The following is a 22954-nucleotide window of genomic DNA, read 5'->3' on the forward strand; positions in this document are numbered from 1 at the left end:
CCTGAAATCCTCCAAGCCTGGCACGGCGCGCACCCTTCCAATCCAACCGCCCAGTAACGCCGGGTGCCTGCGTTTTGTCCGGACAATGGACACAGAAATAGCCAACGACATAAATCGAGGCTGATCCCGATCGCGACGTCCGCCCGGACCCCGGCCGGGCCGTTGCGCTCGACCTGGGGCCAGTGTTCCGCTCCACCGGCCACAGCCAGTTCAGTGCCGCCCAGAACGCGGTCAACGCCCTCGGCCTGCCCGCGATGACCCGGGCGTTCCCTACCGACACCCGGCTGCTGGTGCTGGATTGGCAACACACCAGCTATCACTTCTGGCCCCACCGGCAGGCCTGCCGACCCGATCAGGAGTGGCCGATCGAGATCTTTCCCGACGGGGACTACTACATCTTCCTCACGCCGGACATGTCTTGCGGAACCTTCGGTCATCCATGGGAGCAGACACTCTGCGTCTTCGGCGAACCGCTCGTCAAAGTACTTGCGCCGTTGCTGACGAGCTGGCTGCCAATCAAACGTTCGAATATCTGAGATCCAAGAGAGTCCGCACTCCAGAGCGACACCGGCCACGCAGCCGCGCACTCTGTCTGCCGCGATCCGCGCGGTCATCCCGAACTCAGTGCGGCGATGAACGTCTCTTGGTTGGCCTCGGTGTAGGCGAGTTCGCGTTGGGTCCAGGCGAGCATTTCCGCAGAGCGTGCGCGAGGGATCGGGGCCGCTTCGTCGTCGAGGAGGTCTCGCCAGAACGCCTCGTTGCGGCGTAAGCGTTCGCGGATGGCGGCTGGTAGGCGGTCGCGGTCGGCCGGGCTTAAGCCGTAGGCGTCCGCCAGGGTCCGCACCTGGCGGGCCTGACCGGTCGCGGATCCCCGGTCGGGCCGTGACGAGATGCACCAGGCCCACGCCATGTACCCCACATCCTCTAGCGGGTGGCCAGGCGCCGCAAAGTCGAAGTCGATGAACGCGACCGGCTGACGGTCGCCGAAGACCGTGTTGTTCGGACCGGGGTCGTGATGGCAGACCACCTCACCCCGGAGGCTGGACGCCAAGTCTCGCGTGGCGTCAGCCAGTTTTCGCAGCAGCCTCGCCGCCTGAGAGACCTGGTCGTCGGTGAAGTGCTGCCATCGTGGAGGAACATGGCCGGGCACGAACGACAAGATGTCACGACCGTATTGGTCCCACCCCAGGTGCTGAGGGCACGGTCGTTTCAAGATCATGTGGTGAGTTGGAGGATGGTGAAGGGTCGGTGCATGTCGCGGCTGGCCCAGCGGGTGGCTTCGGTGATGTCGTGGCGTCCGGCCAGGCGTATTGCTCCGATGGCGAGGTTGCGGAGGGTGGCCATGATGCGGGGGCCGGAGCGGGTTCGGGTGGTGGAGGCGTCTTCGGCGTAGAGGGTGTCGCGCAGCCAGTGCAATGACTCGACGCCCCAGTGGCTTTGGGTGTAGCCGGCCAGGTCGGCGGGGCTGGCGACGGTGGCGGGTAGGTTGGTGACGCCGAGCGCGGCGGCGGCGCTGGGGTGCTCTCCGGCCAGGTCGGTGACGTAGCGTTCGACGAGGTAGACCTGTGCGGCGTGGGGGAACGGCAGGTCGGGTGGCGCGGGAAGCACCCGGATCGTGCGTCGGGTGATCCGGGCGTGGCCGATGTCGGTGTGGCAGTACGTGATCGGGGTCTGCGACCAGGGCAGGGCGTTGACCGCGGTGTAGAGGGCTTGGCGGTTCTCCTTGACGGGCAACACGTAAAAGCCGTCGCGGGCGTGGATGTGCGCCGCGGTCGCCTTGACGGTGTGTAACGCATCGGCGGTGACCACCGCATCGCGTAGATCCCGGATCCGGTCCAGAACCTCGGTGGCGTGCGGCACCTCGTTGGACTTGGTGTCGATCTGGGTCTGCGCGGCGACGACCGTGACGTCGCCGGGCCGGCCGGCCAACGCCGCGAGGAGGTGAACCTGGGTGCCGTCGGCGTCGGTGGCGCCGCGGACCACCTTGCCGTCGAGGCGTACCTGCATCAACCCCGACGGGCCACTACCGTCGGGCTCACCGGCGGCGTCGGGTGCGGTATCCGGGCGCTCATCGGCCATTCGGGTCATCAGCCAGGTCCCCACCACCTGGTCGAATGTCTGCGCGTCCGTGTCGGTGACGACCCGCCAGATCGTCGCCTTCGACGGCGGGAACCTGACCGTGGGCTTGCCACCGCCGCGTTCGTACAGGCGCCGCCGCAGCGCCTCGGGCACGTCGGCGACCCAGCCGGCGATCGCGGTGTAGCCACGCATCCCGGCCACGACCGCTCCCGCGGCCAACGCCAGGACCACCGCGACCGGGTGATCCCGGCCCTGCTCCGAGCGCCCGTCCGACACCGCGGCGAACAGTTCGAGCAGTCCAACCCGCCCCGCCGTCGCGGGAAGGCAAACCTCGGACGCTAGGGCCGGCGCCTCGACGACCCTGATGGCAGACTGGTCCACAACGAAGCTCCGGGGTGACGTGGATCTGTGAGAGGACCCCATGTCATACCGGAGCTTCGCCCCTATCGACTGAGCGACACACCGCCGACGAGCAGACCGCGGCAGACATCACCGTCCACACGCGACCCGTCCCGAGCAGCTCACCGACCCCACCAGCCCAAGATCAATGATCTTGAAACGCCCGTGGTGCTGAGGGCAGCCGTCAAAACCCTTCTTGGCGAGATGAGTCAGCAGTCGCGCCACGAAACGCGACGCAGGCGAGGCGGGGCGGCGCACCGTGTCTCCAACCCGGACCACGCCAGCCGTCAAACGGCCTCCGGCCAAGGGTTGCTCCCCCTCATGCTCGCTGCCCTGACTCATCTTGGGACCCTAACAGCCGTGCACGCTGAATCACCTGTAAAGGCCGCGCCCTTGCTTCGGTGCACCCTCCTGCCGCCGAGCGAGCGCGCTCGGCACGGTTCAGGTTGCGTCTGCTGCAGCCTGTGCGCCTACGAGACTGGTGAGTCGACGCGCCTGCCGCGTCACAGCAGTCGAACCTTCAGCTGAGACCACGGTGGGCGGCCCACAGCGCGCCGGCGCGGCTGGCAGCTTTGTCGACTAGGGCCACCAGCTCGGGCCTGTTCGGCACGGGGAACGTGACGTATGTGCCGCGGCCGCCGCCGGTCGGTCGGCCGTAGGCCTTCGCCGCGAGGCGCCCGTCCGGAAGGAGCCGGACGTTGAGTGTGGTCAGCGTGAACTCCTCACCGCGTCGATTGTCGGTCCAGCGGAGCCCCTCCGGGATCGTGACGTTGATCGCCAGGGCGCTCACCTCGAGGGCGATGTCGCTGCTCATGGACGCATATTCTCACGCGAGTCGACGCCCACTCCCGCCGCGAGTCGCGCGGATGACCAGCGCGGCGTCGGTCCGAGTCGGTTTGCCGAGCAGCCGCGCGCTTCGCGGACGTGACGGTCACCGTGCTGCCCGGCGCCGGCCACTACCCGTGGCTCGACGACCCGTCCGCCTTCCGCGCCGCCGTCGACACGTTCCTCGCCGACCCGCTCCAAGCGTCAACCGGTCTCGCCGTACCCCTCAGCACCTGCATGGTCCGCTGAGAAGCCCGCCATCTCCGATCGTCGTACTGGCTCCTGGATCCACGGACCGCCGGTGGGACGGCGGCCGGGTGCCGCCGTCCCCACGCGGTCGGTTCGTCAGGCCGGCGTGCCCGTCACCGTGAAGAGACGGGTGCGGCCGATGTTGTCGAACGAGCCGAAGCCCACCCGACCGGAGGTGAAGGTGGTGTCCTTCGCGGTCATCAGCGGATCCTGGTCGTTGTCGACGTAGACGGCGATCTCGCCGGTGGCGGGCTGGTGCACGACCCGCACCTTGTGCCAGTCGGCGTCGGTGATCGCCGGGTTGGCGCCGCGGGAGCGCCCGTTCCACTGGTAGTCGAGACGTTCCCGGTCAGCGTTGTTGACCTTGAAGATGCCGTTGTGCGGGTAGATCGTGTTGTCGGTGGACAGGTGCGCGTAGTAGTACTGCGTGTCCGACTGCCAGCCGAAGACGATGATGATGTCCCGGTTGCTGATCTCCACCGGCGTGTCGAGGCGTACCCGGGCGTCGATCTGCACCGACGACCAGGCCGGACCCTTGTTGAGGACGGCGTACTCGAACGGCCGGCGCGGGCCGGGGCGGCTCACGCCGGCCTCGGCGAGGATCACCTCGTCGCCGTCGAACTGCCACTTCGACGGGGTCACCGGCGCCCAGTTCTCCGCGCCGCCGGTGTCGACCACCTTGGTGTTGCCCACGGCGCCCTCCGCCACCTTCCTCGTGCCGACCACCTTCCAGATCTTGCCGTTGGCCTTGGCGACAAGGTAGAGCTCACCGGCCTGGTCGGTGCCGAAGCGCAGGTCGACCCGGTTCGGGTCGCCGGGCGCGCCCGGGCTGGAGAGGTCCTGCATCCGCACCGGCTGGCCGGCGTCGGTGTACAAGGCGAGCTGGTGGATCGGGGCGAGCCCGGCGCCGCGGCGCATCTCGCTCGCCTCGGTGTAGAGGACCCGGCCGGCGACGAGGTCGCCGAAGACGTACTTGCCCTGCAGGGCAGGGAGCGTGTGTCCGCGGTAGACGAACCCGCCGGCCACCGCGACCCCGACGTCCGAGGTGCAGTTCCAGCCCGGGGCCGGGTCGTGGTCGTACGCGGCCACCGGGTAGGTGTACCCGTACTTGGCGTCGTCGGCCGGCAGCGGGTAGAGCTTGTCGCAGGGGTTGGTGGCCGTCTTGTCGAAGACCCACGAGCCCTCGCGCTCGCTCCACCCGAAGTTGTCCCCGGCGCGGACCTCGTAGATCGACTCGATGGCGTGCTCGCCGATGTGGCCGAGGTACATCCGGCCGGTGGCCCGGTCCCAGCTGAACCGGTGCGGGTCGCGGAAGCCCACCGCGTAGATCTCGCCGAGCGCGCCGGCCTGCCCGACGAACGGGTTGGACGCCGGGATGCCGTACCGGCCGTTGGGCGAGTTGCTGCCCTGCGGGTCGATGCGCAGCAGCTTGCCGTGCGGCAGGCCCATGTTCTGCGGGTCGCCGTTGCGGTAGCCCTGCCCGCCGTCGCCGACCGCGAGGTAGAGCAGCCCGTAGTCGCTCTCCTGCGGATGGGCGGTCGGGTTGAAGTTGATCTCCTGGATGCCGTGGACCTGCCCGCCGAAGCCGATCCGCAACACCTCGCGATGGGTGCCGGAGAAGGTGTCGGCGGCCGGGTCGGTGGCCGTCCACTCGGTGATGACACCCTGGTAGATGGTGTTCGGCTGGGCGTAGTCCGGGGCCCTCGTGGCGAGGGACGCCTGCTCGGTGTGGATGGTGTAGAAGCGGCCGTTGTGCGCGAAGTCCGGGTGGAACGCGACGTACCCGAAGCCCTGGCCGAGGCCGCGGCCGGAGAAGAACTGCGGCGCGAACGTCGCCGCGACGTCGAGGTAGACGTGCGGCACGCCGTTTTCGACGAGGTACAGGTTGCCGTTGAGGTCCGGCACCGCCCGGCGACCGGAGCCGTCGGGCAGCTCGGTGATCGTGTTGATCCGGGCCTTGCGCATCAGCCGCTGGTCGACCGGGGCCGGGTTCGGGTTCGACTGCGGGAAGCTGGCGTACTCCTGCAGGACCAGCCCGAGCTGGGACTGGATCGGCGTGTCGGGGATCGGGTCGTAGACGGCCCCGGCGGCCCGGGCGGGCGCCGCGACCAGAGCGGACAGGACGAGGGTGGCGGCAGTGACTCCGGCGGTCAGCGCGGCTCTACGGAGCCTGCCGGGGCTGCCTGCGCGAATGAGCACGCGGATTCTCCTTCTCGGTGGGACGGTGCCGAGGTTCGGTCAGCGGGCCATGTACCGGTACTGCTTGGCGATGTCGCTCGCCGGGATGACGCTGTCGAGGAACATGAGGCCGTCCATGCGGCAGTCGCAGGGATTGCGCTCCAGCGTGTTCTGCGGGAAGCTCCCGCCGATCTTGATGCCGCGGGGGTCGGTGGCGCTGGTGACGTGCGGGCCGGGCCCGGACACCTGCCACGGATCGCCGGTGATGGTGTAGAAGCCGTCGACCGGCTCCCCGTTGCGGTAGAGCACCATGGTGCCGGTGGTGAAGTCGTAGGTGGCGGCGAGGTGCACCCACTCCCCCTTCGGCAGCAGGGTCCGCCAGTCCTCGCTCGCGGCGAACGTCTGCGAGGACCCGCCGTCGATGCGCCGCCCGAGTGCGACCAGACGCAGCTCGCCGTTGACGTCGATGAGCTCCAGCAGGGCCCGCACGGCGTGGCCGTCGGAGTCTCCGGTCAGCACGCCGGCCAGGCCGATCGCGTTGAACCGGTCGGACGGGTTGGCGGTGGTGGAGTTGAGCGCCGGGCCGTCCATGTCCCGCTTGAACCAGCCCATCACGGTCGCGCTCTCGGCGCCGCTGAACGCGTGCAGCGTCTGCACGCCACTGGACGACCAGGTCCCGGCCTTCCAGTCGTCGTTGCCGGCGACCGTCGGGTTGACCTGCCCGGTCTGCAGCGCGTTGCCGCTGCCCTTGTACGCCTCGTCGGGGACCCGCATGGCCGCGCCGCCGTTGACCAGCTCGATCTCGGTGCCGGAGCGGCCCTGGTCCTGCTCGCGCGCGGCATCGCCGGCCACCGGGTGGTCGAAGTCGTAGAAGGCGACCAGGTGCGACCACAGTGCGGGGTGGACGTCGTACGGGCCGGGCCGGTCGGCCCGGGCGGGGCTGGCCCCGGCCGTCAGGGCCAGCGCGAGCAGGGCGGTGGCCGCGGCGGCGGCCCGTCCGGATCTTTTCATGGGGAGGTGCTCCCTTCGTCGGTACGCGGTGGCGGGCGCTGCGGGAAGCGCTTACGCGAGAGGCACAGGACGGTGCTCGGGTTCGCTGGAGTCGGGGTAAGTCTGGACAGGACGGAGCGCCGTCCGGCCACCGGACGGCCGAGGTGAGGTTCGCCCGACGGCGGCCGGACAGCGGTGGTGCCGCATGTACGAAAGCGCTTACGTAAGCGCTTACGTAGCCTATGCTGTGGCTCACGCCACAGGCAAGAGCGCGTTGCGGATCAATGTCTCTCAGGAGTTGCGGATGCCCAGACCCGGTCCCCGGCTGCGCCTCGTCGATGTGGCGGAACGCGCCGGCGTTTCGCTGGCGACCGCCTCCCGCGCGCTGGCCGGTCGCGAGGGCGTCAGCGAAGAGGTGGCCGACCGCGTCCGGCAGGTCTCCCGCGAACTCGGATATGTCGCCAACCCGTACGCCCGCACCCTCGCCGGCGGCGCCAGCTCCACCGTCGGCCTGATCGTCCACCAGATCGACGACCCCTACTTCTCCGAGATCGCCAGCGGGGTCATCGAGGTCGCCGCCGAGGAAGGGCTGCTGGTCCAGATCGCCCACTCCGGACGCGACCCGGACAACGAACTGCGTCAGCTGCGGCACCTCATCGCCCAGCAGGTGGGGATCATCCTGATCGCCGGTTCCGGCTACGTCGACCCGCGGGTGGAGGCCGAGGCGCGCACCGAGCTCGCTGGCTTCCAGCGCGGCGGCGGCCGGGTCGCCGTCATCGGTCGGCACGCCCTGGGCGTCGACGCGGTCGTGCCGGACAACGAGGCCGGCGGCCGCGCCATCGGCACGCACCTGCTGGCACTCGGCCACCGCCGGATCGCCGTCGCCGCCGGCACCCCCGGGCTGACCACAGTGGCCGACCGGCTCGCCGGCGTGGCGGGCGCGCTCGCCGCGCACCGGCTCTCCCTCGACGAACTGCCCGTCGTGCACTCCGACTTCACCCGCGACGGCGGCCGGGTGGCGGCCGAACGGATCCTGAGCGACCACCCGGAGACCACCGCGATCATCGCGCTCAACGACGCGATGGCGATCGGCGTCCTGTCCACCCTGCGGGCTCGGCGCATCCCGGTGCCGGAACGCATGTCGGTGGTCGGCTTCGACGACGTGTCGGTCGCCGCCGACCTGGCACCGGGCCTGACCACCGTACGCCTGCCGATGACCGAGATGGGGCGGATGGCGCTCGGCCTGGCGCTGAAGCCGAAATCAGCCCGCCCCAGGCGTCGGTCCACCGGCCACGCCCTGATCGTCCGCGACTCGACCGGCCCCGCCCCCGCGCTCAACGGCTGACCGACCTCGACCGAGGCCGCGGCACCGGCCACCTGCCCAGGCGCGTCCACCTCACCGGTCTGTGGCGCGGACCTGTCGGGGCATCAGGGCTTCCGGGCCGCGCTGGTGGACCACGTCGCCCGGCTTACGAAAGGCTGAGCCTGACGGCCTTTGTGCGGCAGTCGTAGGCTCACAGCTTGCGCACGCGGGTCAGGAGGCCGGGCAGGGCAGCCAGACTGATGAGCTCGGTGCGGCAGTCGTGGCAGGTCGGCAGGTGCTTGTCGAATTCATGGCGTTCGCCAGGAGCCAGTGCGCCGAGCAGGTAGGACCCGATCCACATCCGGTACGGACACATGGACCCATCGGTGCGGTTGTTCCGGGTTCGCTCCAGCCAGGGTGGGCCACAGCCGGCGGGCCACCCCTGCCGACAGCCGCTTCTCGGGTCACTGTACGGCTCCGTCGTAGGCGTTGACGCGGGCCAGTGCGTCGGCGGGGAGTTGCGCCGCAAGAGTGACGTCCGGCGGCCCGTCCTCGGCTGTGGGGGCGTCCCACATCGCGACCGACGCGTCTCAGGTGCGGTCACAGCATCCGACGATATACGGACAGCGGGCCGCATGAGGGGCCGGATGCGGCCCGCCGAGCCCGACCAACCAGGACATCGGCACCTTTCGCAGCGCGTAGTCGGCCGGGGTCGCGCAGCCGAGGGCCGAACCCCCGCCGTCCGCGGCCCGGCCGAGGACGGCGTCGGCCTGCTGCAGCGGGGCGAGTGGACACGGTGGCCGGCGCGCACCAGCGCCCGGCCACCGGCATGTCCAGCGACGCTGGCCGGTCAGCTGCGGACCTCATGCCGCCGATCCGGAGCGGTAGTCGCGACGCAGTTTGGGTGCGGTCGGTACGGGAAGGCCGGAACCGGACCGGGGACCGAGACGTCAACAGGCGGAAACCCATGTCATCCGGACAGGCGCTTTGCGAAGGGACCAGCGTATGCGGGCGATCACACTTCAGGAGCTTGGAGCGGCACCGGCCCTGGCCGGCGACCTGCCCCAGCCCGGCCCTCGCCCCGGTGAGGTGCTCGTGCGGGTGCGGGCGTCCTCCGTCAACGGTTTCGACGAGATGGCGGCGGCCGGAATGCTCAAGGGCAGGATGGAGTACCGCTTCCCGGTCGCGCTCGGCAAGGACTTCGCCGGCACGGTGGAGGCGGTCGGCGACGGGCCCACCCGGTTCGGCATCGGCGACACGGTGTTCGGGGTGGTCATGAAGCCGTACCTGCGAGACGGCGCGTGGGCCGAGCTCCTGGCGGTGGGCGACCAGTACGGGATCACCTGGGTCCCCGAGGACCTGGACCTGCCGACCGCGGGCGCGCTCGGACTGGCGGGCACCGCCGCGGTCGACGCGGTGGACGCCGTCGCCCCCAAGCCGGGTGAAACCGTCCTGATCGCCGGCGCGACCGGCGGTGTAGGAGCGCTCGCGATCCAGTACGCCGCGGCGGCCGGCGCCCGCGTCATCGCCACCGCTCGCCCCGGTGCCGCCACCGACTTCGTACGACAGCTGGGCGCTGCCGAGGCGGTGGACTACACCGGCGACCTCAGCGGCCAGGTCCGGGCGGTCGCACCGGACGGCGTACCCGCGGTGGTGCACCTGGCCGGCGACGGCGCGCAGCTGGCCGGGCTGCTCACCCCCGACGGGCGCCTCGCCTCCACCATCGGCTTCGGCCCGGACCAGCACCCGGCCGCCACCTCGATCATGGCCAGCCCGGAGCCGGCAACCCTCGACCGGCTCGCCGGCGACGTCGTAGCCGGTCGACTGCGCGTACCGATCACCAGACGCTATGACCTGGCCGAGGTGCCCCAGGCACTCGCCGACTTCTCCGGTGCACTCGGCAAACTCGGGGTCACCCTTTCCTGAACGGGCACGCGCTGGCTGATCAGCCCGGGCCGCCCCAAGTCCTCACCGGGACCGAGTCGATCGAACGTCAAGCGGCGGCCGTACCGTTCTTTCAGTGGCCAGTTGGCGGGATCGCCGAAGGTTTGTCCGCCTGCTTGGCCTTCTTCGCCGCGCGCTTTTCCTTCAAAGTCATGGCTGGCTTCTTCATATTGCTCTTCTGGGGAGACTTGTCGGACATGTCGACCCTTCCCATACAACGCCAGGATGGCGGTCCGCGGCGGCGACTTCGGTGCCCTGCCAACCGCGATCCGCCGGACGAAACCATGGACAACAGACGATGCCCGCCGGTTGGCCACGCTGAGTCAAGAAACATGATCAGACGACCACGTCCCCTAGCCTAGTACTCCAACAGCACGTTGTGACCGTATTCCGAGCAGCTCACCGCGTCCGGCAGAGTATGTCCGCCTGCCCGCAGTCGGGGCAGGCGGTAGCGCTGGTGTCCACCCATGGCTTCGGACCCCGACGTCGCTCAGGATCGCCGTCGCTCGCGGGTAGTCACCGGATGTCCTTTGGCAGCTCGGATTCCAGGTCCTCGAGTTCCTCGGCGCTCACCGCCTCGCGCAGGGTGGTCCTGCGGCGCCGGCACACCCGCGGAATTGCTGGGCCGGCGTCGCGAGGCCGGGTCAGCGGCGCAGCCGGCGGGTGCAGGGGCCGTCGTGGTCGGCGCGGAGCAGGCAGCGCCGGTCGTCGGGCATCAGCAGGTCGCAGAAGACCCGATGGCGTACGTTCTGGTCGTCGCCAGCGGAGACGGTGGTCTCCGCCGGGTCGCCGTGCGGCAGCACCACCTGCCAGCCGCCGACCACCCGGGCCAGGCGCTGCGCGGCGGGCGCCACGACCACGAGCTCCGCCGCGACAACGACCACCAGGAGGTAGGCCATGTCCTCGTCGCCCGGTTCCCGCTTCGAGATCCTGGTGGAGAAGCAGGGCCCGGCCCTCGCCGTGACCTTCAACCGACCCCGGCAGCGCAACGCGATGACGTGGGCGATGTACGACGACCTGTACCAGGCGTGTGAACGGGCCGACGCGGACGACGACGTGCGGGTGCTCGTGCTGCGCGGGGCGGGCGAGGACGCCTTCGTCGCCGGCACTGACATCAGACAGTTCGCGGACTTCACCGGCGGCGCCGACGGGGTCGAATACGAACGGAAGATCACGCGGGTGCTGGACCGCCTGGAGGACGTCAACGTGCCGACGGTCGCGGCCATCCGTGGATACTGCGTCGGCGCAGGCCTGGCGATTGCCGCCGGGTGCGACCTACGACTTGCCACACCCGACGCGCGGTTCGGGATCCCCATCGCCAGGACCCTGGGAAACTGCCTGTCGATGCCCACCTACGCGCTGCTGCTGCACCACCTCGGGCCGGCCCGTACCCTGGATCTGCTGCTCAACGCGAGGTTCTACTCCGGTCGGGAGGCGCACGCGGCGGGATTCGTGGCCGAGTCCACGGAGGATCTCGACGCGGCCGTCCAGCAGACCGTCGACCGCCTGGCCGGGCACGCCCCGCTGACCATGTGGGCGACGAAGGAGGCGATCCGACGGCTGCGCCGGGGCCGCGCCGACGGTGACGACATCGTCTCCCGGGTCTACGGCAGCGACGACTTCCGAGCCGCCGTCCGGGCCTTTACCGCCAAGCAGCCGACGACATGGACGGGACGGTGACCACGATGCGACGAGGGAGCGGAGAGGTGCTGCTGCCGGCCTTGTCCGGGGCGTTCGGTGACGACGCGGACGCGATCCGGGTTGGGGACCAGCGGGCCCCCCGGGAAGCGGTGTTGTCCGCCGCCACCGCCCTCGCCGACCGCATCGCCGGCAGCGACGCGGTGGCGGTCTGGGCGACAGCCAGCATGGAGACCGTGGTGGCGGTCGTGGCCGGCCTGCTCGCCGGGGTGCCCGTCGTGCCGGTGCCACCGGACTCCGGTCCCATCGAGCGGGACTACGTGCTGCGGGACTCCGCGGCCTCGCTGCTGCTCGTCCCCCCGCCGAGCGAGGGCACCGCGCCACTGGCGGAGGTGCGGGTCCCCGTCGCTGCTGTCGACCTGAGTGCACGCTCGGGCACCAGCTATCCCGAACCCGCGCCGGAGAGCACCGCACTGATCCTCTACACCTCCGGCACCACGGGAGCACCGAAGGGAGCGCTCATCCCGCGGCAGGCGATCGCCGCCGACCTGGACGCCCTCGCGGACGCCTGGTCGTGGACTCCCGACGATCTGTTGGTGCACGGTCTCCCCCTGTTCCACGTGCACGGCCTCGTGCTCGGTGTGTTGGGAGCACTCCGGGTCGGGTCCCGGCTGGCCCACACCGGTCGACCCAGGCCGGACGCCTACGCCGCCACCGCCGGAACCCTGTACTTCGGCGTGCCGACCGTGTGGTCAAGGGTCTGCGCCGATCCGTCCGCCGCCCGAGCCCTGTCTTCGGCCCGGCTGCTGGTCTCCGGCAGCGCACCGCTACCCCTGCCCGTCTTCGAGCAGCTCGCCGAGCTCACCGGACAACCGCCCGTCGAGCGCTACGGGATGACCGAAACGCTGATCACCGTCAGCAGTCGCGCGGACGGGCAGCGCCGGCCCGGGTTCGTCGGCACGCGACTTGCCGGGGTGGAGAGCAGGCTGGTCGGCGAGGACGGCACCCCGGTGGCGCCCGATGGTGAGTCCCCGGGCGAACTCCAGATACGTGGGCCGATGATGTTCAGCGGGTACCTCAACCGGCCGGAAGCCAACCGGGAGTCGTTCACTTCCGACGGCTGGTTCCGTACCGGGGACGTCGCGACCATCGACGCCGACGGGTGGCACCGGATCATCGGCCGCGCCTCCGTCGACATGATCAAGAGTGGCGGGTACCGGATCGGCGCGGGCGAGGTGGAGAATGCGCTGCTCGCCCACCCCGCGGTCCGGGAGGCTGCGGTGATCGGCGCGCCCCACCCCGACCTCGGGCAGCAGGTGGTCGCGTACGTGGTCGCCGACGCGGTGACCGAGGCGCAGCTCATCGAGTTCGTGGCCGGTCGGATCTCTGCGCACAAACGCCCACGGCAGATCCACCTGGTCGAGCAGCTGCCCCGCAACGCGATGGGCAAGGTGCAGAAGAAGCTGCTCGCCGGCGGGTGAGACCGAGCCGGTCAGCCCGGCACGGTGACGGAGATGTGTGCCCACGTCTGGGTGAACCAGAGTTCGCCGTCCACGATGAGCGGGCGCATGTCGGTCGGGGCGCCGCCGGCAAGCTCGCGGGACAGCTCGTCCTCGATCTGACCAGCGACGGCGCCGGGCGTACCGACCTGTTCGAGCCAGGGACGAAGCGGACGCTCGACGTCGAAGACATCAGCCGTTTCCAGTACGGCCGCGGCCGAGGTGAGCAGCCGGACGATCCCCTCCCACCGAGCATCACTCCGTGGGAGGGGTCACGCAGCCGCTCCACCCGGTCGGGATCGCCGGGCACCTCCGGCCTGACCACCATCTCGGCGACCACCGCCCGCCCGCCCGGCACACCCGTACCATCTTGACCGCGACCCGGTCCGGCTCGGCCACGTGGTGCAGCGAGAACCGGGAGACCACGAGCGAGAACGAACCGTCGAGGAACGGCAGCCGCGCCGCGTCGCCCCGCTGGAACACCACGTTGGACACGCCTTCGACGTCGGCCCGCGCCTTGCCCGTCGCCAGCATCTCGGGCGTGGCGTCGAGCGCGGTCACGTGCCGGGTGCGCGCCGCGAGTGCGCGGGCGACCAGTCCCGTGCCGCAGGCGACGTCCAGGCAGACGTCCTCGGGGCTCGGCTGCGCGAAGTCGACGGGGCGCTGGGGATGTCTGGTGAAGGCGTCGTTGAGACGGGGATCCTCGAAGGCGCCGGCCTGCCGGGCGACCTCCTGCCGGATCAGCTCGTGGCGGGCCACGTCGTTGTCTCTTGACCGCATCGCAGATGCTTTCTTGTCAGATTGAAGACGTCAACGGTAGCGACTCTCGTGCCTACCAGGTGATCGGCACGTTTGATGGACGACTATTCCGCCATGCGCGAGGACACGGCGATGACGAACACGAGTGGCACGATCAGCAGCACCGGCGACCATGCGGGCAGGTGTAGGGCAGTCAGGGCACCGACAGCGGCGCCACTCATCAGGGCCAGCAGGACGTGAGCCTTGGGCCGGAGGCTGCGCCATGGGCTTCGCGCAGCGACACCGGCGATCAGACTCGTCAGAGTGCCGGTCAGGTATGTGGAGGAGAGGCCCGGTACGCCGAACCGTTGAATGGCGCTGCTCTGTATGCCGAGCCCCGCTGCCGACAGCATCAGGAGCCCAAGACCGACATGCGCCGAACGACTGGGCGGGTTGACCTCCCAGACGACGAGAAACGCGACGAACACCAGGAGTTCCAGGACGAGCGCCCGCGTGACCTGGCGTGGCCAGACCGGGTCGTCCGGCTGCGCCGCACCGACGAGGTGGGCGCCCGCGAGGACGCCGGCGATGAAACTGACGATGGCACAGCCTGAGGTCAGGGCGAGGTCGGCATGGCCGCTGCCCGCCGAGAGCCCGAGCAGGACCATGTTGCCCGTCATGACGCTCGAGAAGGCTCCACCGAGGGCGAGGAATCCGACGGCGTCGGCGCTCCCGGTCAGGAAGGTGAGCACGACAACGAGGGCGTGCCTGCGCCGCAGGAGGTTCTGGTTGCCCTTCGCCGCGGCGCGAAAACGTACGACGTTCGGAAGTGTTCTCAGCACTGTCGGCTATCCTTCGCAAATTGTTCTTCGTATACGCTTCGTCTGGGATGTTTCACGGAGAGGCGATCAGATTGGCTGAAGACCTGCGGGGCAAACTCGGCGCTCAACACCTGCCGCTACGCGACCAGGTCCTCGCCGCACTACGGACCGCCATCATCGACGGCGACTACTTTCCGGGGGAGCGGCTGACCGAGGACCGGCTAGCCGAGGACTTCGGCGTCTCCCGTAACCCCGTCCGGGAGGCGCTGCGCGTCGCGGAGGCGGAGGGTTTCGTGGTGATCCTGCCCCGCCGCGGGGCGGTGGTCGCCTCTCCGAGCAGCGAGGCCGTCGCGGACATGTTCGCCGTTCGCCTGCGCTTGGAGGCGCTGGCCGCCCGGCTGGCGGCCGAGCGGGCGACGGCGGCGGACGTGGCCGCCCTGCGGGCACTGCTGGACCAGGGCCGCGCGGCGACGGAGCAGCAGAACCTGCGCCGGGTCGCCGAGCTGAACAGTGTCCTCCACCTGCGGATCCTCGAGATCAGCGGAAACCCCTGGCTGTCGTCGATCGCCAAGGCGCTGTACCTCCATGTGCAGTGGGTCTTCCGGCTGGGTGCCGCAGAACGGGCACCACACTCGTGGGCCGAGCACATTCAGCTGGTCGACGCCATCGAGTCGGGTGACGGTGACCGGGCCGAGCGAGCCGCACTGGCCCACCTCGATGCCGCTTCCGCCGCGGCGTACGAGAACGCCGAGGGCCGGTACGGCGCCCGCTAACATTCAACGGCCGCAGGCGTAGCCCTGCATGCCACGCGGGTTCGCTCCGGCCGCGAGCACGCCCGTGCCCGGGTCGCGGGTCACGGCGCACAGGCGGCCGAGGGTCCACGAGCCGGACAGCCGCACCTCGTGCCCGTACGCACGCAGTGCCGCCAGCACATCCTCGTCCAGCCGGTCCTCCACCACGAGGACGCCGGGCTCGATGTCGCGCGGGTAGAAGGACGCCGGCAGGCTGACCGTGTGCCACATCGGCGCGTCGATGGCCTCCTGCAGGGACCGACCCCCGACGAGATGGCGCAACAGGAACAGCAGCTGCCACTGGTCCTGCTGGTCGCCACCGGGAGTGCCGCACGCCAGGACGGGCTCCCCGTCGCGGTGCACCATGGTCGGGCTCAGCGTGGTACGCGGCCGGCGTCCCGGGGCCAGCGACGAGGCGAGGCCCTCCTCCAGCCAGAACATCTGGAGCCGGCTGCCGAGGGGGAAACCGAGCTCCGGAATGGTGGGAGAGCTCTGCAGCCAGCCACCGCTCGGCGTAGCGGAGATCATGTTGCCCCAGCGGTCGACCACGTCGACGTGACAGGTGTCGCCGCGGGTCACCCCGTCCGACTTCACCGTCGGCTCCCCCGTCGTGGGGTCCACCAGGTCGGCACGGCGTCCGGCACTGCCTCGCACGTAGGCCGGGAGATGTGGTTCCGCGCCATCGGGGCGGCCGGGTCGCAGCTCCGCTGACGCTCGTCCGCCGATCAGGCCCGCCCTCTCCCGCGCGTACTCCCGGGAGAGGAGCGCCTTCGCGGGCACGTCACCATCGCCGTACCAGGCCTCCCGGTCGGCGAAGGCGAGTTTGAGCGCTTCGGCCTGGGCGTGGATGCCGGCCGCGGTCGACGGGTCGTACACCCGGGGGTCGTCGAGCGCGTCGAGGACCGCCAGGGTCTCCAGCAGCACCGGGCCCTGGCCCCAGAAACCCGTCTTCGCCACCGAGTAGCCGTTCCAGTCGAGGACGACCGGCTCCTCCCAGGTGGCGGAGTAGGCAGCCATGTCCCCGCCGGTGACGAGGCCGGCATGGGGACGTCCGCTGGAGTCCTGGAACGGTTCCCGACTGAACCGGTCGACCGCCTCGGCGACGAAACCTTCACCCCAGGCACGGCGTGCGGCCTCGATCTGCGCCGCACGGTCGGAGCCGGCTGCCCGACCGGCGTCAACCAGCCGCTGCAGGGTCCGCGCGTAGGCCGAGTTGGTGAAAACCTCGCCCGCCGCCGGCGGCTTGCCGTCGCGCAGCCAGAGCTGTGCAGAGGTGTGCCAATGTTCCTCGAACAGCGACTGCACCGCGGCCACCGTGTCACCGACCCTGCCGACCAGCGGGTGGCCGGCGCCGGCATAGCCGATCGCCGGCTCCAGCACCTCCTCGAGGAAGAGCATGCCGTGGTCCCGCAGCAGCAGAAGCCAGGCGTCCACGGCGCCGGGCACGGCGGCCGCGAGTGGGCCGGACCCAGGGATGAGTTCCATCCCGAGGGACCGGAAGTGCGCGATGGTGGCGCCGGCCGGCGCCGGCCCCTGCCCACAGAGCACCTTCGGGCTCCGGTCCTGAGCCGTTGCCACTATGGCAGGCGCCTCACCGCCCGGCCCGTTCAGGTGAGGTTCGACGACGTGCAGGACGAACCCGGCGGTGACCGCGGCGTCGAAGGCGTTCCCACCCCGCTCGAGGATCCCCATGGCGGACTGGCTCGCGAGCCAGTGCGTCGAGGACACCATCCCGAAGGTTCCCTGCAGGGTCGGCCTGGTGGTCAACGTCATGGCAACACCTCACTCGTTTCAGCAGCCCGGACGTCGGGTCGGGTGCCGTCGGGCTGGACCAGGTGGCATGCGGCCATGCCGCCGCCGAACTCCACCTGCGCGGGTACCTCGGTCGCGCACCGGTCGAACGCCAGCGGGCACCGGGTACGAAAGCGGCAGCCGGATGGCGGATCCAGCGCGGACGGCAGGTCGTCGCCGAGCAGCACCGGTTGACGCTGCCGTTGGCGGACCGGGTCGGCCACCGGTGCGGCCGCCAGCAACGCCTGTGTGTAGGGGTGGGCCGGTCGCGCAAAGATCCGCTCGCGCGGGCCCTTTTCCACGAGTTGACCGAGATACATGACGGCGATGTCGTCCGCCAGGTACTCGACCGCGGACAGGTCGTGGGTGATGAACAGACAGGCGAACCCGATGTCCCGCTGCAAGTCGGCGAGGAGGTTGAGCACCGACGCCTGCACGGACACGTCGAGTGCGCTCGTCGGTTCGTCCGCGATGAGCAGCATGGGCTCGGAGATCAGTGCCCGGGCGATGCTGACCCGCTGGCGTTGCCCTCCGGAGAGCTCATGGGGATACCGGCGCGCCACTTCAGCCCGCAGGCCCACCCTGCCGAGCTCCGTGGCGACGCGGGCCTCCCGGTCGCGCCGGGAGATCCGCTTGCCGGACAGCCGCAACGGCTCGGCCACGATCTCGCCCACCAGCATGCGCGGGTCCAGCGAGCCGGCCGGGTCCTGGAAGACGATCGACACGTCACTCCGATGCCGGCGTAGCTGTCGCCGGGACAGGTGCGTGACATCCGTGCCGGCGATCCTGACCACGCCCGCGGTGGGCTTTTCGAGCCGCACCACGCACCGGCCCACGGTCGACTTCCCCGAGCCGCTCTCCCCCACCAGCGCCGTGACCCGGCCCTTGGGGATCGTGAGGGACACCCCATCCACGGCTCGTACCGGCCCGAAGTGCATCACCAGGTCCTCGAGTTCGAGGGCGTTCGGTTGCGGCGTCATGCGGTTGTCTCCTGGGGCTGCATCCGCGGTGTCGGGCAGGGATGCCAACATGCCGCGAGGTGGTCCGTCACCGGGACCGCGGACCCGGTCCTGACCACCTCCAGGGGCGGGGCGGAGTCGAGGCACTGCGAATCGGCAGCCGGGCAGCGGTCCGCGAATGTGCAGGCGTCCGGCTGGGTCGACAAGACAGGCACGAGACCGGGAATCTCCTGCAGCCGCTGGGCGCCGGCGTGTACGCCGGGCGTCGGTGAAGCCGACAGGAGCCCGGCCGTGTACCGGTGGTACGGATGCGCGAACAGGTCGGTGACCGGTGACCGCTCCACCACCCGCCCGGCGTACATGACGACGACGCGGTCCGCGATGTCGGCGATCACGCCGAGGTCGTGCGTGATGATGAGGATGGTCGTGCCCAGCCTGTCTCGCAGGTCGCGGAGCACCTGGAGGATGCCGGCCTGGACCGTGACGTCCAGGGCGGTGGTGGGCTCGTCGGCCACCAGCACCTTCGGTCCGCAGGCCACCGCCATCGCGATCATCACGCGCTGGCGCATGCCGCCGGAGAGCTGATGCGGGTAGTTGTCGACACGTTTCGCGGCGGACGGGATCCCGACGAGCGACAACAGCTCGACAGCGCGGGCGCGGGCGGCCCGGCGGGACATCCGCTCGTGAACCTGCAGGACCTCGCCGATCTGACGCCCGACGGTGAGCACCGGGTTCAAGGACGTCATCGGTTCCTGGAAGATGTAGGCGATCTCCTTGCCGCGCACGCGGCGCAGCACCGACTCGCGGGTGCCGACGAGCTCGGTTCCCTCCAGCCGCACCGAGCCGGAGATCCGGGCGCTGTCGGGCAGCAGGCCGGCGATGCTCATCGCCGTGACGCTCTTGCCGCAGCCCGACTCGCCCACCATCCCGACGATCTCACCGAGCGCCAGATCAAGACTCACCCGGTCGACCGCCGAGACGGTTCCGCCCTCGGTGGTGAACGAGACCGAGAGGTCGCGTACCTCCAGGACGGGTGTGCCGACCGCGGAGGAGCCGGTGCCCACCCGCTCGACCGTGGTCATCACCGGTCTCCCTTCGGGTCCAAGGCGTCACGAAGGGCGTCGCCGAAGACGTTGAACGCCAGCGCCAGGCCCATGATCACGACGCCGGGCAGGACCGCCGCCCACGGCGCGCGGGCGGCGAACTGCTGGGCGGTGGCCAGCATGGTGCCGAGGCTGGGAGCCGGGGGCTGGATGCCGAGGCCCAGGAACGAAAGCACCGCCTCGCCCAGGATCGCGGCCGGGATCGCGACCGTGGCCTGCACCAGGATCACCGACGTCGCGTTGGGCAGGATGTGCCGGGCGAGCACCCACAGGTCGCTCGCGCCGTCCACCACAGCCGCGGCGACGAAGTCCAGCGACTTGAGCCGCAGGGTATCCGAGCGCACCACGCGGATCACCCCCGGAATCTGCGCGATCCCGATGGCCACGGCGGCGTTGGCGAGGCTGGCGCCCCGGATGGCGGCCAACCCTACGGCCATGATCAGGAACGGGAACGCGAGCAGCAGGTCGGTGAAGCGCGAGATCACCGCGTCCCAGGCCCGGAAGTAGCCTGCCGCCAGTCCGAGCGGCACGCCGACGATCAAGGACGTGGCCACCGCCAGGAGTGCCACCTGCAGGGAGGCCCGTGCCCCCAGCATGATGCGGGACAGGACGTCACGGCCCAGGTCGTCGGTCCCCAGCACGTGGCCGGGAGTGCCCGGAGGCGAGAAGGTGTGGGCGAAGTCGGTCTGATCCACCGAGTAGGGGGTGATCCAGGGCGAGAGCAGAGCGACGATGGCCACGAGCGCGAGCACGACGAAGCTCACGACGGCGAGCGGGTTCCTTCTCAATCGCCGGAGGACGCGGGTGCGCCGGCTGATGCCGGCGGGACCGGTCTCCACCGCCGGAACGGTGAGCACGGTCATGCCGGATCCCCCGTCACCCGGATACGGGGGTCGATAACCGAGTAGAGCAGGTCCACGAGGAAATTGATCACGATGTATGCCGTTGCGGTGAGCAGGACGACCGCCTGGATCACGGGATAGTCCCGCTGGAACACCGCATCGATGGTCATCTTGCCGAAGCCGGGAAGTCCGAAGATCTGCTCGGTGACGACCGCCCCCGATATCAGCCCCCCGAGCTGAAGGCCCACGATCGTCACCACCACGATGAGGCTGTTGCGGAGCGCATGCCGGGTGATGACGGCTCGGGGCCGAAGGCCCTTCGCCTTCGCCGTACGGACGTGGTCGGAGGAGAGCGAGTCCAGCATCGCGGAACGGGTCTGCCGCATGATGATGGCGGCGAGGCCCGTGCCGAGGATCACGGCCGGCAGGACGATGTGGTGCAGGTTGTCCACCGGATCCTCCAGCAGCGGCACGAATCCGGAGGCCGGGAAGAGTCCCGTGGCCACGGCGAGGTAGAGGATCGCGAGTAGTCCGAGCCAGAAGTGCGGCACCGACAGGCCCACCAGTGCCAGCCCGTTGGCCAGCCACTCCGCCGGGTGCCCGCGGCGTACTGCCGCGAGCACCCCGGCGCCGACGCCCAGCGCCGCGGCGATGAGGATCGCCAGGACGGAGAGTTCGGCCGTCACGGGCAGGGCGGTGGTGAGCATGGACGAGACCGGTACCCCGGTGCGGATCGACTCGCCGAAGTCGCCCTGCACCACGCGTTCCACGTACTGCGCGAATTGCAATGGCAGCGGTTGGTCCAGGCCATAGTGGTGCCGGATGGCCTCCAGCGCCTCCGGGGACCGGTCCTCACCCGCTAGGGCGAGCGCTGGGTCCCCGGGAAGCGCCCGCACCCCGAGGAACACCACGACCGTCGACAACAGCAGGGTCAGCGCTGACTGCCAGGCGCGCGTGAGTAGATATCGGGCCACCGACGACCTACTTGCTGAATCCGGCGAAGGCCGCGCGGATCACGCCGTCCGGGAAGACCTGCAGGCCCTGGATCTGCTTGGAGACGGCGGTCAGGTTCCGCTGCCGGTAGAGGTAGATCAGCGCGTCGTCCTGCTGAAGGATCGTCACCGCCTGCCCGTACAGCTTCTTGCGCTCCTCAATGTCGTTCGACTGCCGAGCCTGGGTCAGTACGGCGTCGAGCTGAGGGTTGCTGTAGCCGGATACGTTCTGGCTCCCGCCGGTGCCGACGAAGTTCGTGATGTTGGCGTCCGGGTCGATCCGCCCGCTCCAGCCCAGCTGCAGCAGCTCGAAGTTGCCGCGGTCCTGCTCGTCGAGGAGCGAGGAGTACTCCACCGGGTTGATCTTGAGGTCGAAACCGCCGTCCTTGACCATCGCCTGGAGCGCCTGCGCTAGGCGCAGCGTGTCAGGCGTGTTCGACGCGAGCATGGTCACCGGGTACGGCGTCTGGACGCCCGCTTCGGCGAGCAACTGCTTGGCCTTGGCCGGATCGTGCGCCGGACAGGTCTGCGCCTCGGGGGACGAGAACGGGCTCCCGGGCGAGATCGGTGAGCAGGCGACGCCGGGGATCCCGTTGAAGACTGCCTGGACCAGGGCCTTCCGGTCGATCGCGTACTCGAAGGCCTGCCGGACCTTGGCGTTCTGCGCGATGGGGCGGTTGATGGGCTTGGGCGCGGCGCCGACGCCGTCGACGTTGCCGATGTTGAAGGTGAGCCCCTGGTAGCCGAGAGAATTCGACTGCAGGACCGAAACCGAGGAGTCCTTTTGCAGCGCCGCGACGTCCTGGGTGGAGATGCTGTCGGCGACCTGGGCGTCGCCGGAGCGCAGGTTCGCGGCACGGATGCTCGCGTCGCTGAGGATGTGCCACGAGATGGCATCGAGGTGGACCTTGGCGGCGTCGTAGAAGTTCGGGTCCTTGACGACGTCGATGGAGTTCTGCGGCACCCGCTTGGCGAACTTGAAGGGCCCGACGCAGACCGGCGCTGAGGCGAAGTTGTCGCCCAGGCTCTGCAGCGCCTTCGGGCTCATGATCATGCCGGCCCGGTCCGCCAGCGCCCCGACCAGGGGCGCGAACGGCTGCTTCAGGTGGACGACGACGGTGTTTGCGTCGGGCGTGTCGATGCTCTCGATCGGACCGAGTTCGCTTTTGCGCGCGGACCGGGCGTTGGTCAGGTGGCGTTGCAGAGTGGCCTTGACCGCGGCGGAGTCGAACTGCGTTCCGTCCGCGAAGCGCGCGTCCTGGCGCAGCGAAATGGTGACGGTCTTGCCGTCGCCGCTGGTGGTGGGGAGCGCGGTTGCCAGCTGCGGCACGACCTGCGCCTGCTCGTTCACGTCGTAGAGCTTCTGGCAGATCGCCTGGAAGACGTAGCGTGAGTAGAGGCTACGCGACAGGGTCGGGTCCAGCGCGTCGGGCTCGGCGGAGAGGGCGATGACCAGCTTGCCGCCGTTTTTCACCGCGGCGGGGTCCGCCGGCGTACCGAAGAAGTCCTGACCTGCCGCTTGGTCCTCGCCGGAGTTGGCGCCGCCTCCGCTGTCCGACACCGGCGAGCAGGCTACGACGGTGCAGGCGACAGCAACCGCCGCCACAGCTGCCCGGAGTGGACGGAGCCTCCGCGGGTTCGTTTCGCTGAAGGAGTGGTTAGTCATTGGCAGCTCCTCGAGTCGGCGACTCGGGGGAGCGTATGTTGTATACGATGACTGCGCAAGACCTTCTTCTATGGCTGCCGAACGCCTGGTAGCCCGATGATCCGCGATCACACTGGCCCTTACCTCGGGCATCTGACGGCGCGGACC

23 protein-coding genes are annotated in these 22954 nt (G+C 70.0%); 7 read left to right on the forward strand and 16 right to left on the reverse strand.

Translation table 11 applies throughout. The features are described 5' to 3' along the window. Nucleotides 1–182: 182 nt before the first annotated feature. Nucleotides 183–536 carry a DUF2716 domain-containing protein gene (locus tag OG799_RS11625; protein ID WP_406045041.1) on the forward strand — a complete coding sequence of 118 codons (354 nt, stop codon included), beginning with the start codon at nucleotides 183–185 and terminating at the stop codon, nucleotides 534–536. 74 nt (nucleotides 537–610) lie between these two features. Here the strand turns inward: OG799_RS11625 and OG799_RS11630 are convergent, their stop codons facing one another. The 3 genes from OG799_RS11630 to OG799_RS11640 form a co-directional block, all read right to left on the reverse strand. Next, complete coding sequence (locus tag OG799_RS11630; RefSeq protein ID WP_406046267.1) at nucleotides 611–1150, reverse strand: phosphotransferase family protein; 540 nt, start codon at nucleotides 1148–1150, stop codon at nucleotides 611–613. Nucleotides 1151–1215: 65 nt separating this feature from the next. After that, nucleotides 1216–2460, reverse strand: coding sequence for an ISAs1 family transposase (locus tag OG799_RS11635; RefSeq protein WP_406037500.1), 1245 nt, complete (start codon nucleotides 2458–2460; stop codon nucleotides 1216–1218). Nucleotides 2461–2998: 538 nt separating this feature from the next. Further along, nucleotides 2999–3292 carry a hypothetical protein gene (locus OG799_RS11640; protein WP_406045042.1) on the reverse strand — a complete coding sequence of 98 codons (294 nt, stop codon included), beginning with the start codon at nucleotides 3290–3292 and terminating at the stop codon, nucleotides 2999–3001. Between the two features lie 110 nt (nucleotides 3293–3402). On the opposite strand from OG799_RS11640, the gene OG799_RS11645 reads away from it, so the two are divergent. Then, the gene (locus tag OG799_RS11645; protein ID WP_406045043.1) at nucleotides 3403–3552 is read left to right on the forward strand and encodes an alpha/beta fold hydrolase; all 150 of its coding nucleotides are present in this window, start codon (nucleotides 3403–3405) and stop codon (nucleotides 3550–3552) included. A 96-nt stretch (nucleotides 3553–3648) separates the two neighbouring features. Here OG799_RS11645 and OG799_RS11650 read toward each other — a convergent pair whose 3' ends face one another. Next, a complete protein-coding gene (locus tag OG799_RS11650) occupies nucleotides 3649–5751 on the reverse strand; it encodes a PQQ-dependent sugar dehydrogenase (protein ID WP_406045044.1) in 2103 nt (700 codons plus the stop codon). A gap of 39 nt (nucleotides 5752–5790) precedes the next feature. Next, on the reverse strand, nucleotides 5791–6741 hold the full coding sequence (locus tag OG799_RS11655) for a LamG-like jellyroll fold domain-containing protein (RefSeq protein WP_406045045.1): 951 nt from the start codon (nucleotides 6739–6741) through the stop codon (nucleotides 5791–5793). Between the two features lie 283 nt (nucleotides 6742–7024). Here OG799_RS11655 and OG799_RS11660 point away from each other — a divergent pair, with 283 nt between their 5' ends. After that, nucleotides 7025–8065 carry a LacI family DNA-binding transcriptional regulator gene (locus OG799_RS11660; protein WP_406045046.1) on the forward strand — a complete coding sequence of 347 codons (1041 nt, stop codon included), beginning with the start codon at nucleotides 7025–7027 and terminating at the stop codon, nucleotides 8063–8065. Nucleotides 8066–8234: 169 nt separating this feature from the next. Here OG799_RS11660 and OG799_RS11665 read toward each other — a convergent pair whose 3' ends face one another. Beyond that, nucleotides 8235–8399 carry an anti-sigma factor family protein gene (locus OG799_RS11665; RefSeq protein ID WP_406045047.1) on the reverse strand — a complete coding sequence of 55 codons (165 nt, stop codon included), beginning with the start codon at nucleotides 8397–8399 and terminating at the stop codon, nucleotides 8235–8237. 629 nt (nucleotides 8400–9028) lie between these two features. Here OG799_RS11665 and OG799_RS11670 point away from each other — a divergent pair. Next, entirely contained in the window at nucleotides 9029–9949 is a 921-nt protein-coding gene (locus OG799_RS11670; RefSeq protein WP_406045048.1) for an NADP-dependent oxidoreductase, read from the forward strand. Between the two features lie 91 nt (nucleotides 9950–10040). On the opposite strand, the gene OG799_RS11675 is transcribed toward OG799_RS11670, so the two are convergent. Next, nucleotides 10041–10166 (reverse strand): hypothetical protein, encoded by a 126-nt coding sequence (locus tag OG799_RS11675; RefSeq protein WP_406045049.1) that lies wholly within the window; start codon nucleotides 10164–10166, stop codon nucleotides 10041–10043. Between the two features lie 445 nt (nucleotides 10167–10611). Beyond that, nucleotides 10612–10866, reverse strand: coding sequence for a hypothetical protein (locus tag OG799_RS11680; RefSeq protein WP_406045050.1), 255 nt, complete (start codon nucleotides 10864–10866; stop codon nucleotides 10612–10614). Here OG799_RS11680 and OG799_RS11685 point away from each other — a divergent pair. Next, nucleotides 10865–11647: an enoyl-CoA hydratase/isomerase family protein gene (locus OG799_RS11685; protein ID WP_406045051.1), complete on the forward strand. Its 783-nt coding sequence runs from the start codon at nucleotides 10865–10867 to the stop codon at nucleotides 11645–11647. The two genes, OG799_RS11680 and OG799_RS11685, sit on opposite strands and share 2 nt — an antisense overlap. Before the next feature lie 5 nt (nucleotides 11648–11652). Continuing rightward, nucleotides 11653–13086: an acyl-CoA synthetase gene (locus OG799_RS11690; RefSeq protein WP_406045052.1), complete on the forward strand. Its 1434-nt coding sequence runs from the start codon at nucleotides 11653–11655 to the stop codon at nucleotides 13084–13086. A gap of 273 nt (nucleotides 13087–13359) precedes the next feature. Here the strand turns inward: OG799_RS11690 and OG799_RS11695 are convergent, their stop codons facing one another. After that, nucleotides 13360–13884 (reverse strand): class I SAM-dependent methyltransferase, encoded by a 525-nt coding sequence (locus tag OG799_RS11695; protein ID WP_406045053.1) that lies wholly within the window; start codon nucleotides 13882–13884, stop codon nucleotides 13360–13362. 83 nt (nucleotides 13885–13967) lie between these two features. Further along, entirely contained in the window at nucleotides 13968–14684 is a 717-nt protein-coding gene (locus OG799_RS11700; protein ID WP_406045054.1) for a YoaK family protein, read from the reverse strand. A 71-nt stretch (nucleotides 14685–14755) separates the two neighbouring features. Here OG799_RS11700 and OG799_RS11705 point away from each other — a divergent pair, with 71 nt between their 5' ends. Further along, on the forward strand, nucleotides 14756–15436 hold the full coding sequence (locus OG799_RS11705; protein ID WP_406045055.1) for a GntR family transcriptional regulator: 681 nt from the start codon (nucleotides 14756–14758) through the stop codon (nucleotides 15434–15436). Nucleotides 15437–15439: 3 nt separating this feature from the next. Here the strand turns inward: OG799_RS11705 and OG799_RS11710 are convergent, their stop codons facing one another. Genes OG799_RS11710 through OG799_RS11735 form a run of 6 tightly spaced genes read right to left on the reverse strand, consistent with a single transcriptional unit; the run spans nucleotide 15440 to nucleotide 22918 of the window. Continuing rightward, nucleotides 15440–17227 carry a gamma-glutamyltransferase family protein gene (locus tag OG799_RS11710; protein ID WP_406045056.1) on the reverse strand — a complete coding sequence of 596 codons (1788 nt, stop codon included), beginning with the start codon at nucleotides 17225–17227 and terminating at the stop codon, nucleotides 15440–15442. After that, complete coding sequence (locus OG799_RS11715) at nucleotides 17224–18225, reverse strand: ABC transporter ATP-binding protein (RefSeq protein WP_406045057.1); 1002 nt, start codon at nucleotides 18223–18225, stop codon at nucleotides 17224–17226. The genes OG799_RS11710 and OG799_RS11715 overlap by 4 nt, the downstream gene beginning before the upstream one ends. Next, nucleotides 18222–19286, reverse strand: coding sequence for an ABC transporter ATP-binding protein (locus OG799_RS11720; RefSeq protein ID WP_406045058.1), 1065 nt, complete (start codon nucleotides 19284–19286; stop codon nucleotides 18222–18224). Before OG799_RS11720 ends, OG799_RS11715 begins: the two co-directional genes overlap by 4 nt. Continuing rightward, entirely contained in the window at nucleotides 19286–20170 is an 885-nt protein-coding gene (locus tag OG799_RS11725) for an ABC transporter permease (RefSeq protein WP_406045059.1), read from the reverse strand. The genes OG799_RS11720 and OG799_RS11725 overlap by 1 nt, the downstream gene beginning before the upstream one ends. Beyond that, nucleotides 20167–21123 (reverse strand): ABC transporter permease, encoded by a 957-nt coding sequence (locus tag OG799_RS11730; RefSeq protein ID WP_406045060.1) that lies wholly within the window; start codon nucleotides 21121–21123, stop codon nucleotides 20167–20169. Before OG799_RS11730 ends, OG799_RS11725 begins: the two co-directional genes overlap by 4 nt. Before the next feature lie 7 nt (nucleotides 21124–21130). Then, on the reverse strand, nucleotides 21131–22918 hold the full coding sequence (locus OG799_RS11735) for an ABC transporter substrate-binding protein (RefSeq protein ID WP_406045061.1): 1788 nt from the start codon (nucleotides 22916–22918) through the stop codon (nucleotides 21131–21133). Between the last annotated feature and the right edge of the window lie 36 nt (nucleotides 22919–22954).

It is taken from the genome of Micromonospora sp. NBC_00898, assembly GCF_045207895.1.
Classification (GTDB): domain Bacteria; phylum Actinomycetota; class Actinomycetes; order Mycobacteriales; family Micromonosporaceae; genus Micromonospora.